Here is a 12,756-nt window from a genome sequence, read left to right as displayed (position 1 = left end):
AATCAAACCCCAATTTTTGAACTGAGTCGATTATGCATGCCGGGTTGCCCTCGGCAAGCTGCGATGCAGGCTCTCAGGGTCTCTCCGGGGGAGCAGTCCCCCACTTCCATTCCGTTTCCATCACCGCGATCCCGATGAAAGCTTCCCGATTTTTTGTCTCCACCCTCAAGGAAGCGCCCGCTGACGCCGAGGTCGCGAGCCACCGGCTCATGATGCGCGCCGGCATGATCAAGAAGCTCGGCACGGGCATCTACACCTACATGCCGATGGGGTTGCGCGTGATCCGCAAGGTCGAGGCCATCGTGCGCGAGGAAATGAACCGCGCGGGCGCCGTCGAGCTCGCCATGCCGGTGGTGCAGCCGGCCGAGTTCTGGCAGGAGACAGGCCGTTTCGACAAGATGGGCCCCGAGCTGCTGCGCATCAAGGACCGGCATGACCGCGACTTCGTGATCCAGCCCACCAGCGAAGAGGTGGTGACCGACATCGCGCGCCAGGAAATCCGCAGCTACAAGCAGCTGCCGAAGAATTTCTACCAGATCCAGACCAAGTTCCGCGACGAGCGCCGTCCGCGCTTCGGCCTGATGCGCGGGCGTGAATTCATCATGAAGGACGCCTACAGCTTCGACCGCGACCTCGATGCGGCCAAGGCCAGCTACCAGGTCATGGCACAGGCCTACCGCAACATCTTCGATCGCTTCGGCCTGCGCTACCGCGCCGTCGCGGCCGACAGCGGCGCCATCGGCGGCGACCTGAGCGAAGAATTCCAGGTGATCGCCGCGACGGGTGAAGACGCCATCGTCTACTGCCCGGACAGCAGCTACGCCGCCAATATGGAAAAGGCCGAGGCGCTGGCACCGGCCGGCCCGCGACCCGCAGCCGCCAAGGCGCTGGAGAAGACACCGACCCCTGGCAAAAGCACCTGCGCCGACGTGGCCGAGTTGCTCGGCGTGCCGCTGTCGACCACCATCAAGTCGCTGGTGCTGGCCACCGACATCGTCGACGCGGCCGGCAACCCGAAGGGCTCGCAGGTCTGGCTGCTGCTGCTGCGCGGCGACCACGACATGAACGAGATCAAGGTCAGTAAGCTCCCCGGCCTGGACCAGGGCTTCCGCTTCGCGACCCTCGCCGAAATCGACGAGCACTTCGGCTGCAAGCCCGGCTACCTGGGCCCGCTGAACCTCAAGAAGCCGGTCAAGCTCGTGGCCGACCGCGACGCGGCCGTGCTGGCCGACTGGATCACCGGCGCCAACGAAGTCGACTTCCACATGACCGGCGTCAACTGGGGGCGTGACCTGCCCGAGCCCGACCTGGTCGCCGACATCCGCAACGTGGTCGCCGGCGACGCCTCGCCCGACGGCAAGGGCGTGCTCGCCATCGAGCGCGGCATCGAAGTCGGCCACGTCTTCGTGCTCGGCACCAAGTACAGCAAGGACATGAACGCCACCTACCTCGACGAAGGCGGCAAGCCGCAACTGCTCGAGATGGGCTGCTACGGCATTGGCATCACGCGCTTGCCCGCTGCCGCCATCGAACAGAACCATGACGAGCGCGGCATCATCTGGCCGGACGCGCTGGCGCCGTTCACGGTGGTGGTCTGCCCCATCGGCATGGACCGCAGCCCCGAGGTCAAGGTTGCGGCCGAGGCGCTTTACGAGCAACTGCTCGCCGCCGGCGTCGACGTGCTGCTCGACGACCGTGGCGAACGCCCCGGCGCGATGTTCGCCGACTGGGAACTGATCGGCGTGCCGCACCGCGTGGTGATCTCCGACCGTGGCCTCAAGGAAGGCCAGCTCGAATACCAGCATCGCCGCGACACGGCCGCGACCAAGGTGCCCGCCGCCGGCATCGCCGACTTCATCGCCGGCAAACTCGCCGCATGAGCCTGCCGGGCCGTCCCGACGATCTCGCGGTGACGGCCGCGCAGGGCGGGGTCACCCGCCGGCAGTGCATCACGGGCGCCACGGTTGCCGGCGTTCTCTCGATGGCTTCGCTGCCCCGCGTCGCCTTTGCCGGGGCGCAGATCGAAGAACCGCTGATCGACTCGGTGCGTACCGCGCTCAGCTCGGCCATCCACAACAAGGCGCCACCCGTCCCGGAGTTCTCGAACACCGAAGCCCGGCTGGCCTACCTGCGCTGGCTTGGCGAAATGAGCGAGCGGCTCAAGAAGAAGATCACCGACTGGCCCTCGCGCAAGGAATTCCTGCAGACCGTCTGGTACGAGGCCAAGCGCTCGGGGCTCGATGTGAGCCTGGTGCTGGGGCTGGTGCAGGTCGAGAGCAATTTTCGCAAGTTCGCGGTGTCGAGCGCCGGCGCGCGCGGCTACATGCAGGTCATGCCGTTCTGGACGCGCGTGATCGGCGACAGCGACCCGGCCAAGCTGTTCCACATGCAGACCAACCTGCGCTTCGGCTGCGTGATCCTGCGCCACTACCTCGACCGCGAGAACGGCGACCTGTACATGACGCTCGGCCGCTACAACGGCAGCCGGGGCAAGTCGCCGTATCCGAACGCGGTGTTCGCGAACCAGCGGATCTGGGCGTTCAACGACAAGGAACGCGAGCGCGACCGCTCGGCCGCCTGAGGCGGTCCGGTCCGTTCAGGCGGCCACGGCCTTGGCGGTCGCTGAGCCCTTGGTCACCATCACCTGGTCGATGCGGTAGCTGTCGACGTCCATCACCTCGAAGGTGTAGCCGCCCCAGGTCACGCTGTCCGTGCGTTTGGGCACCCGGCGCAGCATCACCATCAGGAAGCCGGCCAGCGTCTCGTATTCCTCGGCGTGCGGCAGTTCGTCGATGTGCAGTGCGCGCTGTACGTCCTGGATCGGCGTGATGCCGTCGATCAGCCACGAGTTCTCGTCGCGCTGAACGATCTGCTCCTCGTCGGGCATCGACACGAGGTCGCCCATCACCGTGCTCATCACGTCGTTGAGCGTGATCACACCAACCACGAGGCTGTATTCGTTGACGATGATCGCGAAGTCTTCGTGCGCCTGCTGGAACTGCTCCAGTACCTCGGTGAGCGAGAGCCGGTCGGGAATCACCAGCGCCTTGTGCAGCGTCAGGCCCTGGTCGAAGGCCAGCGGCTGGCCGCTCAGCACGCGCTGGAACATGTCCTTGGCGTCCACGTAGCCGAGCACGTGGTCGATGTCGCCGTCGCACACCGGGTAGGCGGAGAAAGGCTCGGCCACGATGCGCGCGCGCAGCACCGACTCCGGGTCGTCATGCAGGAACCACGCGATGCTTTCACGGGCCGTCATCACGCTGCTGACGAGGCGCGTTTCCAGTTCGAACACGTTGGCGATCACCTGCTGCTCGCGCACCGCGAGCACGCCGGCCCGCGCGCCGGCCTCGGTCATGGCCAGGATGTCGGCCGAGGTGATCTTGTCGTCGCGCGCCAGCGGCATGCCGAGTACCTTGAAGAGCAGGTCGGTGCAGCGCGTGAAGAACCACACCAGCGGCTTGAAGGTGGTGATCAGCAATTGCATGGGCCCGACCAGGCGCACCGCCAACTGCTCGGGGTTGCTCATGCCGAGCCGCTTGGGGAACAGGTCGGCGAACACCAGGAACACCGCGATGACGATCACGAATGAGCACAGGAAGGCGATGTTGGCCGAAGCCTCGACGCTCAGCCACCGCTCGAAGAACATCGCAAAGTACGGGCTCAGCGAGCCTTCGCCCACGACGCCGCCGAGGATTGCCACGGCATTGAGGCCGATCTGCACCACGGTGAAGTAGTGGCCGGGCTGCTCCTGCACCCGCAGCACTTTCTCCGCGCGCGGGTCGCCTTCGTCGGCCATCTGGCGCAGGCGCAGGCGGCGCGAGGCGGCCAGGGTGATCTCGGCGAGGGAAAAGAAGGCACTCATCGCGATCAGCAGGACGATGATGAGCAGGCTTTGGGTAAGGGTCATGGCAGGCACGGTGAAGACCGCCATGGTGCCATGACTGGCCGCGGTTCCAGGAACGCCGGGATGCCGGCGCCCCTCAACAGGGTCTGGTCAGACCCCGCCGTGTGGGTGCGTGGGGTCGACCCAGAGCACCGATTCGGGTTTCTCTACAGGCTCGATGTCGAGATTCACCGCCACCGCTTCGCCGTCGCTGCGGCACAGCACGCATTCGAGTGGCTCGGTCGCGCTGGCGTTGATTTCCTGGTGCGGCACGAACGGCGGCACGTAGATGAAGTCGCCCGGACCGGCTTCGGCGGTGAATTCGAGCTTTTCGCCCCATCGCATGCGGGCCCGGCCGCGCACGACGTAGATCACCGATTCGAGGTGCCCGTGGTGGTGGGCGCCGGTCTTGGCATCGGCATGGATGGTCACCGTGCCGGCCCAGAGCTTCTGGGCGCCCACGCGGGCGAAGTTGATGGCGGCGGCCCGGTTCATGCCGGGCGTCTGCGCGGTGTTGGCGTCGAGCTGATTGGCTGCGACCACGCGCACGCCATCGTGCTTCCAGGCCGCGTCGTCATCGTGCGAATGCGAATGGCCGTGATCTTCTGCGTGATCGTGGCTCATTGCAGGCCTCTTCGTGCAATCAGGCAGGGTTGCCGTTGAGCACTTGCTGCAGTTCGCCCGACTCGTACATCTCCATCATGATGTCCGAGCCGCCGACGAATTCGCCCTTCACGTAGAGCTGCGGAATCGTGGGCCAGTTGCTGTATTCCTTGATGCCCTGGCGGATGCCGTCGTCTTCGAGCACGTTGACGGTCTTGAGCGTCTTGGTGTCGACGCCGACGGCCTTGAGGATCTGGATGGCGCGGCCCGAGAAGCCGCACATCGGAAAGCTTGCATTGCCCTTCATGAAGAGCACGAGTTCGTTGGTTTTGACGAGATCGTCGATGCGTTGTTGAGCGTCGGACATGGGGACTCCTGAAAAGTGGGCTGGGGGGATTATTTCACCGTGCGCCAGATTCCGCCGGAGCAGCGCTGGATGCCGGCCAGGTCTTCCCGGCTTTGGACGTCGGTGAAACCGCGTTCGGCGAGCAACTGGCGCACGGCTTGGGCCTGGTCGTGGCCGTGTTCGAGCAGCAGCCAGCCGCCTTGCGCGAGGTGATCGGGGGCGTTTCGGATGATCTGGCGGATGTCGTCGAGCCCATCGGCGCCGGCGACCAGCGCCGTGGAGGGTTCGTGGCGCAGCGCGGGCAGATGCGGGTCGTTGGCGGCGATGTACGGCGGGTTGCTGGCGATGACTGTGTAGCCGTCGGCGGCGCCATCGAGCCAGTGGGCTTGGGCAAAGCGCACCGGCAGGCCCAGGCGCCGTGCATTGGCCTGAGCGACCGCCAGCGCATCCGCACTGGCATCGACCGCATCGATCTGCGCATCGGCGCGGGCATGTTGCAGCGCCAGCGCGATCGCGCCGCTGCCCGTGCCGAGGTCGAGCGCGCGCGGGGCGGCATGGCCTTCAAGGCACTGCAGGGCCCATTCGACCAGCGTCTCGGTGTCCGGACGCGGCACCAGCACCCGTGCATCCACCTGCAGGCTGAGGCCGTGAAACTCTTTCTCGCCCAGCAGATAGGCGACCGGTTCGTCCGCCAGCCGGCGCGACAACTGCGTCGCGAGCGTGGACCATGCCGCATCCGGCAGCGTATCGGTGTCGTGCGCCAGCAGCCATGCCCGGTCATGGGGCGCGCGGCCCAGCGCGTGCAGCAGCAGCAACTGCGCATCGAGCCGGTCGATGCCCAGCGCGACCGCCGCAGCCAGCGCCTGCGCCACGGTGGAGGGCGTGGTGACTTTGCTCATCACGCCGGCAGGCTCGATTCCAGCTCGGCCAGTTGCTCGGCCTCGCGCGCGGCGCGCAGCGCCTCCAGCACGTCGCCGAGGTCGCCTTCCATGATCGCCAGCAGCTTGTAGAGCGTGAGGTTGATCCGGTGGTCGGTGAGCCGGCCCTGCGGAAAGTTGTAGGTGCGGATGCGGTCCGAGCGGTCGCCGCTGCCGATCAGGCCCTTGCGCATCGCCGCGTCCTTGGCGGCGCGCTCGCTGCGGTCTTTTTCCTGGATGCGCGCCGACAGCACCTGCAGCGCCTTCGCCTTGTTGCGGTGCTGGCTGCGGTCGTCCTGGCACTCGGCCACGATCCCGGTCGGGATGTGCGTGATGCGCACGGCCGAGTCGGTCTTGTTGATGTGCTGCCCGCCGGCGCCGCTCGCGCGGTAGGTATCGATGCGCAGGTCGGCCGGGTTGATCTGCACCGCCACGGTCTCGTCGGGCTCGGCCAGCACGGCGACCGTGCAGGCGCTGGTGTGGATGCGGCCCTGCGTCTCGGTGGCCGGCACGCGCTGCACGCGGTGGCCGCCCGATTCGAAGCGAAGCTTGCCGAAGACGTCGTCGCCGACGATGCGGATCACCACTTCCTTGTAGCCGCCGAGCTCGCTCGCGCTCTCGCTCACGACCTCGCAACGCAGGCCTGCGCGCTCGCAGTAGCGCGTGTACATGCGCAGCAGGTCGCCTGCGAACAGGGCCGATTCGTCGCCGCCCGTGCCCGCGCGGATTTCCATGAAGGCGTTGCGCGCGTCGTCGGGGTCCTTGGGCAGCAGCAGGCGCTGCAGCTCTTCTTCGAGCTGCAGCAGCTCGGCCTCGGCACCGGCGATTTCGTCCCGGGCCATCTCGGCCATGTCGGGGTCGTCGAGCATGTCCTTCGCCCCGGCGATGTCGGCTTCGCGCTGCTTGTAGCGCTCGTAGCGGCCGGCGATCTGGGTGATTTCGGCATGCTCGCGCGAGATGGTGCGGTACTGCGCCATGTCGCTCATGATGTCTTCGCGCGAGAGCAGGAAGTCGAGCTCGCCCAGGCGCTGGGCGTAGCGTTCGAGTTGGTGGCGCAGGAAGGATTTCACGTCGAAAGGGGCTCGGAAAAATGGGAAGAGGGGGCCGCGGTGCAACGGCTGTGCGCGTGGAAGCCGCGGCACGCAGGGCCGGGCCGCTGACCAGCGTCGCTAACGCTCTTTGCGCAGGAACAGGCGCGAAATGGTCTGCGCCGTCTGCTCGCGCGATGCGGCATCGCCCGCATGCAGCTCGGCCATGGCGCCGTGCATCATCTTCTGCGTGAGCCCGCGCGACATGGCTTCGAGCACCGCATCGACCGATTCGCCCTTGGCGAGCAGCTTGCGCGCACGCGCCATCTCGGCGGCGCGCCACTCGTCGGCCTGTGCATTGAGTTGCTGGATAAGCGGCACCGTGCCGCGCTGGCCCAGCCAGTGCATGAAGCTCTGCACGCCGGCGTCGATGATCACCTCGGCCTGCGCCACGGCGGCTTGCCGGTTGGCCTGGCCCTGCTGCACCACTTGCGCGAGGTCATCGACGGTGTAGAGATAGATGTCTTCGAGCGCCTTCACTTCGGGTTCAATGTCGCGTGGCACGGCCAGGTCGACCATGAACATCGGGCGGTGCTTGCGCGCCTTGAGCGCGCGCTCGACGGCACCCAGGCCGATGATCGGCAACGTGCTCGCGGTGCAGCTCACCACGATGTCGAACTCGGCGAGGCGCGCCGGCAGGTCGGCCAGTCGCATCGCCTCGCCGCCGAAGCGCGAGGCCAGCTTCTCGCCGCGTTCGAGCGTGCGGTTGGCAATGGCGATGGACTTCGGGTCCTTGGCTGCAAAGTGCGTCGCGGCCAGGTCGATCATTTCGCCCGCGCCGACGAACAGCACGCGCGTCTGGTGCAGGTCTTCGAAGAGTTGGCCAGCCAGCCGGACGGCCGCGGCGGCCATGCTGATCGAATGCGCGCCGATCTCGGTGGCGGTGCGTACTTCTTTCGCGACCGCGAACGAGCGCTGGAACAACTGGTTGAGCGTGCTGCCGAGCGCACCAGCGGTTTCGGCCGCGCGCACGGCGTCTTTCATCTGGCCGAGGATCTGGGCTTCGCCCAGCACCATCGAGTCGAGCCCGCTGGCCACGCGGAAGGCGTGGCGGGCGGCTTCGTCGTCGTGCAGGGTGTAGGCGTGCGAGCGCAGCAGGGCAGGAGCCACGCCGCCGCTCTGGGCCAGCCAGCCGAAGGTGTGGTCCAGCGCGATGTGCTCGGAGGCGCAGTAGATCTCGGTGCGGTTGCAGGTGGAGATGATCGCGGCTTCGACCTGGGGGTGGCGGCCGGTGGCGAAAGAGCTGCGCAGACTCTGCAGCGTGGGGGCGATCTGATCGAGCGCGAACGCGAAACGACCGCGCAGATCGAGCGGCGCGGTCGTGTGGTTCAAGCCGAGAGCCCAGACTGACATGGCCGTGATTATAAAATCAGCAGCCGCTCCAGGGTTGCCGAGGGACAAATGGCATTCCCTATGACAGCCATAACCTCTGCCGCATGACGCGACGCCTGCGCGTGGCCCACCCGATGGACCTGCTGGACCTCCTCAACCACCTGCTCAATTTCGTCGCACCCGCGGCCTTCATCGCCCTTGTGCTGGCCTTCGCAGGCCGGTACCTGGGAGGGCGGCGCGCCGGCGTTCCGCGTTGGTGGGTGCAGTGGGCGCTGACCTTTGCGGCCGGCGTGGGGGTGTCGCTGGTCGGTCTGGTCGTGTTCGGTCGCGACGGGATGATGGCGACCTATGCGGCGCTGGTGGTGGTCTGCGGCACCGTCCAATGGCTGGCGATGCGCGGCTGGCGCCGCTGAAATCCGGTCAGTCCAGCCGCCGGGCCATGTAGACCGAGGCGCCGGGGTAGGTCGCGAGCCGGGCCTGCTGGTCGGGGCCCGCAGGTTGCACCGCCGCATAACCCTGTCTCTCCCAGAAACCCACCGAGGCCTGCACCGACACCAGCGTCGAATGCCGCCAGCCCGCTTGCGCGGCATGGGCCCAGGCGTGGCGCACCAGCCCTGGCCCCAGGCCCAGCCCCGAAGCCTCGGGATGAACCGCCAGGTCATGCAGGTACAGCGAATCCGGTTCCTGTGCGACCTCGAACTCGCCGTGCAGCGGCGTGAGTTTGCCGGCCATCGACGGATAACCCGCCAGATAGGCCCGCACGCCGCCCGCGTGTTCGGCGACCCAGCCCGTGTGCGGCGCGGTCGCGAGCCGCCGCGCGATCAGTGCGCCGTCTTCCACGAACCCCGCGCCGTAGCAGGCGAGCTGGATCGCGAGCACGGCGTCGAGGTCGTCCGCGCGCATCGCACGCACGAAGACGGCATCCGTCACCATCAGGCCAGCAGCAGCTTGTCGTCGTCGAGCTTTTCGCCGCGCGTCTGCTCGAACATGCGCAGCAGGTCAGGCACATCGAGGCCTGCGCGCTGCGGCCCGGCCACGTCGAGGATCACCTGGCCTTCGTGCAGCATCACCGTGCGCGAACCGTAGTCCAGTGCCTGCCGCATGCTGTGCGTGACCATCATCGCGGTCAGCTGGCTGCCTTCGACGATCTTGGCCGTCAGCTCCAGCACGAAGGCTGCGGTCTTCGGGTCCAGCGCCGCCGTGTGCTCGTCCAGCAGCAGGATGCGCGAGGGCTTGAGCGACGCCATCAGCAGGCTCACCGCCTGCCGCTGCCCGCCCGACAGCAGGCCGATGCGGTCGGCCAGCCGGTTTTCGAGCCCCAGCTTCAGGATCGACAGCTTCTCGCGGAACAGCTCGCGCAGGTTGCGGTTGAGCGAAAAGCCGAAGCCGCGCCGCTCGCCGCGCTTCCATGCCAATGCCATGTTCTCCTCGATGGTCAGCGCCTCGCAGGTGCCGGCCATCGGGTCCTGGAACACGCGGGCCACCATGCCCGAGCGCTGCCAGGCGTTCATGCGGGTCACGTCCTTGCCGTCGATCTCGATGCTGCCCTTGTCGACGATCAGGTCGCCGCTCACCGCATTCAGAAAGGTCGACTTGCCCGCGCCGTTCGAGCCGATCACGGTGACGAACTGGCCGGTGGGAATCTCCAGGCTGAGGCCGCGCAGCACGCGGTTCTCGATCGGCGTGCCCGGGTTGAACGTCATCTCGAGTTGTTGGGCGCGCAACATCAGTTCTTCCCCTTGAAAAGCGCGCCCAGCTTGCGCTTGTAGGCAGGCACCAGCAGCGCGAACGCCACCAGCACGGCCGTGACCAGGTTCAGGTCTTGCGCCTGCAGGCCCATGAAGTCGGTGTTCAGCGCCATCGCGATGAAGAAGCGGTACAGCAGCGCACCCAGCACGCAGGCCAGCGTGGTGATGATCATGCTGCGCGCGGGCAGCAGCGTCTCGCCGATGATCACCGCGGCCAGGCCGATCACGATCGTGCCCACGCCCATCGAGATGTCGGCCGTGCCCTGGCTCTGCGCGAACAGCGCACCAGCCAGCGCCACCAGCGCGTTCGACAGGGCCAGGCCCGCCATCGTGTGAAAGTCGGTCGAAATGCCCTGCGCCCGCGCCATGCGCGCATTGCCGCCGGTGGCGCGCATCGCGAGGCCGGCTTCGGAGGCGAAGAACATGTCGACGACGATCTTGGCCGCGATCACGATCAGCAGAAGCAACAGCGGCTTGGCCCATTGCTCGGGCATGCCGCCGAAGCTGACCATGCTGAACACGGTGGGTTCGGTGATGAGCGCCACGTTGGGCTTGCCCATCACGCGCAGGTTGATGGAGTACAGCGCAATCATCACCAGGATGCTCGCGAGCAACTGCATGATCTTGAGCTTGACGTTGAGCCAGGCGGTGACCCAGCCGGCGGCGGCACCGGCGATGCAGGCCACGACGGTGGCGGGCACCGGGTTCCAGCCGGCGACGATCAGCGTCGCGGCCACGGCGGCGCCCAGCGGAAAGCTGCCGTCCACCGTGAGGTCGGGGAAATTGATGATGCGAAACGACATGAAGACGCCCAGCGCGACCAGTCCGAATATCAGACCGATCTCGATGGCGCCCAGCGATGCAATGAGGGACATGTGGGGGCTTCCGGCGAGGCAGGAACAGGCCGGCCGCCCTCGTTGAAAAGAGGGTGGTCGGCCTGCGCAGGGCTTACTTGGTGCTCACGACCTTCGCCGTCTTCAGCAGCGCGTCGGACAGCGTCACGCCCTGCAGCTTGGCGGCATCGGGGTTCACCACCAGCTCGAAGTTGGTGCTGGTCTGCGAGGCGATCGTGCCGGGCTTTTCGCCCTTGAGGATGCGCACGACGATCTTGCCGGTCTGGCGGCCGATGTCGCTGTAGTTCAGGCCGAGGGCGGCCACGGCGCCGCGCTCGACGGTGGCGGTATCGGCGGCCACCACGGGCAGCTTGGCCTGCTGCGCCACCTTCACGATGCCCTCGAAGGCCGACACCACGTTGTTGTCGGTCGGCGTGTAGATCACGTCGGCCTTGCCCACCAGGCTCTGCGCGGCGGTCGGCACGTCCACGGTGCGGGCGGCAGCGGCTTCGACCACGGTCATGCCCGCGTCGGCGGCGGCCTTCTTCAACGCGGCGACGATGGCCACCGAGTTGGCTTCACCGGGGCTGTAGATCACGCCGATGCGCTTGGCGTTGGGCACCACCTGCTTGATGAGGGCGACGTGCTTTTCGAGCGGCGACAGGTCCGACACGCCGGTCACGTTGGTGCCGGTGGCGTCCCAGTTCTTCACCAGCTTGGCGGCGACCGGGTCGGTGATGGCCGAGTACACGACCGGAATGGTCTTGGTGGCGGCCACCACGGCCTGCGCCGACGGCGTGGCGATGGCAACGATCACGTCGGGTGCATCGCCGATGTACTTGCGGGCGATCTGGGCGGCGGTGCCCACGTTGCCTTGTGCGCTCTGGTAGCTGAACTTGAGGTTCTTGCCTTCTTCGTACCCGGCGGCCTTGAGCTCGGCCTTCACGCCGTCGCGCACGGCATCCAGGGCCGGGTGTTCGACGATGGCGGTCACGGCCACCGACTTGGTGTCGGCCGCGAAGGAAGGCGCGGCGGCCAGCATGCCGAGGGCCAGGGCCACTGCGCTGAAGGGAGTGCGAAGCAAAGCGTTTTTCACGTGAGAGGTCTCCGGATGGGGGTGGATGCGTCTGATGAGGCTGCCGGCGTGGGCCGGGGCCGGGAATTCAGCGGCCTGGAATCGCGGCATGCAATTCCGGCAGCTTCGGAGTCTAGATCGTACTTTGCACAATTAAGGTGCATGAACCCCTCGGGCTTACCCCGCTTTGAGAAATACAATTTCATCAATTGGAGGTTGTGAGAGATGAAATTGCATGAGATTGAACTCGACAGAATCGACCGGAGGATTCTTGAGCACTTGCAGGTGCATGGCCGTGCATCGAACCTGGAATTGTCGGAAGTGGCCAATCTCTCGCCTGCCCAGTGCCTGCGGCGGCATCGGCGACTGGAAGAGCTGGGGTTGATCAGCGGTTATGCGGCGCGGCTGAATGCGCGCCATGTCGGGCTGGGGGTGATCGCCTTCATCCACGTGACGATGGCCCGCGGCCATGTCGATGAGCTGCCCAAGTTCCAGGACCTGATTGCAGACATGAAGCAGATCCTGGAGTGCTATTCGGTGACGGGCGACTTCGACTACGTGCTCAAGGTTGTCGCGCAGGATCTGGAGGCGCTTTCGCAGTTTCTGATGCATACGTTGATGCACATGCCCGGTGTTTCTGCTGTGCGCTCGAGCGTGTGCCTCAATGAGATCAAGTGCACTACTGCGTTGCCGCTGGATTGAATCTCTGGTGCTTTTCAGGCGGGTTCGTTCGGGGCTTGTGCGAATGACACCAGGAGCTCCCCTCCGCGAATGTCCCCCGCTTCGCTCCTCCTTTATTTCGCTGCGGGGAGCACCTGGTGTCATTCGCACAGGGGCACGCTGCTATTGATCCTGCGATCAACGACCGCTCTGCATAGCGCTCACGTCGATACGGGGCTCTTTTTCGCGAAATAAAGGAGGAGCGAAGCGG

General features: G+C 66.5%; 14 protein-coding genes. 4 read left to right on the top strand and 10 right to left on the bottom strand.

Annotated features, from left to right (window positions below; genetic code table 11):
• Positions 1-134: 134 nt before the first annotated feature.
• Both ACSFB7_RS27855 and ACSFB7_RS27850 read left to right on the top strand, forming a co-directional pair.
• Positions 135-1,880: a proline--tRNA ligase gene (locus ACSFB7_RS27855; protein WP_435475561.1), complete on the top strand. Its 1,746-nt coding sequence runs from the start codon at positions 135-137 to the stop codon at positions 1,878-1,880.
• Positions 1,877-2,581, top strand: coding sequence for a lytic transglycosylase domain-containing protein (locus ACSFB7_RS27850; RefSeq protein WP_435475560.1), 705 nt, complete (start codon positions 1,877-1,879; stop codon positions 2,579-2,581). Before ACSFB7_RS27855 ends, ACSFB7_RS27850 begins: the two co-directional genes overlap by 4 nt.
• A gap of 15 nt (positions 2,582-2,596) precedes the next feature.
• Here the strand turns inward: ACSFB7_RS27850 and paeA are convergent, their stop codons facing one another.
• The 6 genes from paeA to hemA all read right to left on the bottom strand — a co-directional run bounded on the left by paeA (position 2,597) and on the right by hemA (position 8,190).
• Positions 2,597-3,907 (bottom strand): polyamine export protein PaeA, encoded by a 1,311-nt coding sequence (gene paeA, locus ACSFB7_RS27845; RefSeq protein WP_435475559.1) that lies wholly within the window; start codon positions 3,905-3,907, stop codon positions 2,597-2,599.
• 87 nt (positions 3,908-3,994) lie between these two features.
• Complete coding sequence (locus tag ACSFB7_RS27840) at positions 3,995-4,507, bottom strand: cupin domain-containing protein (protein WP_435475558.1); 513 nt, start codon at positions 4,505-4,507, stop codon at positions 3,995-3,997.
• Positions 4,508-4,526: 19 nt separating this feature from the next.
• Positions 4,527-4,853, bottom strand: coding sequence for a Grx4 family monothiol glutaredoxin (gene grxD / locus ACSFB7_RS27835; RefSeq protein ID WP_013543189.1), 327 nt, complete (start codon positions 4,851-4,853; stop codon positions 4,527-4,529).
• A gap of 29 nt (positions 4,854-4,882) precedes the next feature.
• Positions 4,883-5,731, bottom strand: a complete 849-nt coding sequence (prmC, locus tag ACSFB7_RS27830) for a peptide chain release factor N(5)-glutamine methyltransferase (protein WP_435475557.1) — start codon at positions 5,729-5,731, stop codon at positions 4,883-4,885.
• Positions 5,731-6,819 carry a peptide chain release factor 1 gene (gene prfA, locus ACSFB7_RS27825; RefSeq protein ID WP_187111857.1) on the bottom strand — a complete coding sequence of 363 codons (1,089 nt, stop codon included), beginning with the start codon at positions 6,817-6,819 and terminating at the stop codon, positions 5,731-5,733. Before prfA ends, prmC begins: the two co-directional genes overlap by 1 nt.
• A gap of 99 nt (positions 6,820-6,918) precedes the next feature.
• Positions 6,919-8,190 (bottom strand): glutamyl-tRNA reductase, encoded by a 1,272-nt coding sequence (gene hemA, locus ACSFB7_RS27820; RefSeq protein ID WP_435475556.1) that lies wholly within the window; start codon positions 8,188-8,190, stop codon positions 6,919-6,921.
• A 113-nt stretch (positions 8,191-8,303) separates the two neighbouring features.
• On the opposite strand from hemA, the gene ACSFB7_RS27815 reads away from it, so the two are divergent.
• Complete coding sequence (locus ACSFB7_RS27815; RefSeq protein WP_435475699.1) at positions 8,304-8,582, top strand: hypothetical protein; 279 nt, start codon at positions 8,304-8,306, stop codon at positions 8,580-8,582.
• A 7-nt stretch (positions 8,583-8,589) separates the two neighbouring features.
• Here the strand turns inward: ACSFB7_RS27815 and ACSFB7_RS27810 are convergent, their stop codons facing one another.
• The 4 genes from ACSFB7_RS27810 to ACSFB7_RS27795 all read right to left on the bottom strand — a co-directional run bounded on the left by ACSFB7_RS27810 (position 8,590) and on the right by ACSFB7_RS27795 (position 11,792).
• Positions 8,590-9,102: a GNAT family N-acetyltransferase gene (locus ACSFB7_RS27810; protein ID WP_435475555.1), complete on the bottom strand. Its 513-nt coding sequence runs from the start codon at positions 9,100-9,102 to the stop codon at positions 8,590-8,592.
• Positions 9,102-9,896 (bottom strand): ABC transporter ATP-binding protein, encoded by a 795-nt coding sequence (locus ACSFB7_RS27805; RefSeq protein WP_435475554.1) that lies wholly within the window; start codon positions 9,894-9,896, stop codon positions 9,102-9,104. The genes ACSFB7_RS27810 and ACSFB7_RS27805 overlap by 1 nt, the downstream gene beginning before the upstream one ends.
• A complete protein-coding gene (locus ACSFB7_RS27800; RefSeq protein ID WP_435475553.1) occupies positions 9,896-10,792 on the bottom strand; it encodes an ABC transporter permease in 897 nt (298 codons plus the stop codon). Before ACSFB7_RS27800 ends, ACSFB7_RS27805 begins: the two co-directional genes overlap by 1 nt.
• Before the next feature lie 73 nt (positions 10,793-10,865).
• Positions 10,866-11,792, bottom strand: coding sequence for an ABC transporter substrate-binding protein (locus tag ACSFB7_RS27795; protein ID WP_435475698.1), 927 nt, complete (start codon positions 11,790-11,792; stop codon positions 10,866-10,868).
• Positions 11,793-12,056: 264 nt separating this feature from the next.
• On the opposite strand from ACSFB7_RS27795, the gene ACSFB7_RS27790 reads away from it, so the two are divergent.
• Positions 12,057-12,527: an Lrp/AsnC family transcriptional regulator gene (locus ACSFB7_RS27790; RefSeq protein WP_435475697.1), complete on the top strand. Its 471-nt coding sequence runs from the start codon at positions 12,057-12,059 to the stop codon at positions 12,525-12,527.
• Positions 12,528-12,756: the final 229 nt, after the last annotated feature.

It is taken from the genome of Variovorax raffinosi (genome assembly GCF_051216615.1).
In the GTDB taxonomy this organism is placed as follows: Bacteria; Pseudomonadota; Gammaproteobacteria; order Burkholderiales; family Burkholderiaceae_C; genus Variovorax.
The sequence above is the reverse complement of the archived record's forward strand: the minus strand, read 5'-3'. Positions and strand labels throughout refer to the sequence as shown.

Bases quoted from the DNA above. Each gene is read 5' to 3' on its own strand.
- ACSFB7_RS27855 (WP_435475561.1), top strand. From the start codon at position 135: ATGAAAGCTTCCCGATTTTTTGTCTCCACCCTCAAGGAAGCGCCCGCT.
- ACSFB7_RS27850 (WP_435475560.1), top strand. From the start codon at position 1,877: ATGAGCCTGCCGGGCCGTCCCGACGATCTCGCGGTGACGGCCGCGCAG.
- paeA (WP_435475559.1), bottom strand. From the start codon at position 3,907: ATGACCCTTACCCAAAGCCTGCTCATCATCGTCCTGCTGATCGCGATG.
- ACSFB7_RS27840 (WP_435475558.1), bottom strand. From the start codon at position 4,507: ATGAGCCACGATCACGCAGAAGATCACGGCCATTCGCATTCGCACGAT.
- grxD (WP_013543189.1), bottom strand. From the start codon at position 4,853: ATGTCCGACGCTCAACAACGCATCGACGATCTCGTCAAAACCAACGAA.
- prmC (WP_435475557.1), bottom strand. From the start codon at position 5,731: ATGAGCAAAGTCACCACGCCCTCCACCGTGGCGCAGGCGCTGGCTGCG.
- hemA (WP_435475556.1), bottom strand. From the start codon at position 8,190: ATGTCAGTCTGGGCTCTCGGCTTGAACCACACGACCGCGCCGCTCGAT.
- ACSFB7_RS27815 (WP_435475699.1), top strand. From the start codon at position 8,304: ATGGACCTGCTGGACCTCCTCAACCACCTGCTCAATTTCGTCGCACCC.
- ACSFB7_RS27810 (WP_435475555.1), bottom strand. From the start codon at position 9,102: ATGGTGACGGATGCCGTCTTCGTGCGTGCGATGCGCGCGGACGACCTC.
- ACSFB7_RS27805 (WP_435475554.1), bottom strand. From the start codon at position 9,896: ATGTTGCGCGCCCAACAACTCGAGATGACGTTCAACCCGGGCACGCCG.
- ACSFB7_RS27800 (WP_435475553.1), bottom strand. From the start codon at position 10,792: ATGTCCCTCATTGCATCGCTGGGCGCCATCGAGATCGGTCTGATATTC.
- ACSFB7_RS27795 (WP_435475698.1), bottom strand. From the start codon at position 11,792: ATGCTGGCCGCCGCGCCTTCCTTCGCGGCCGACACCAAGTCGGTGGCC.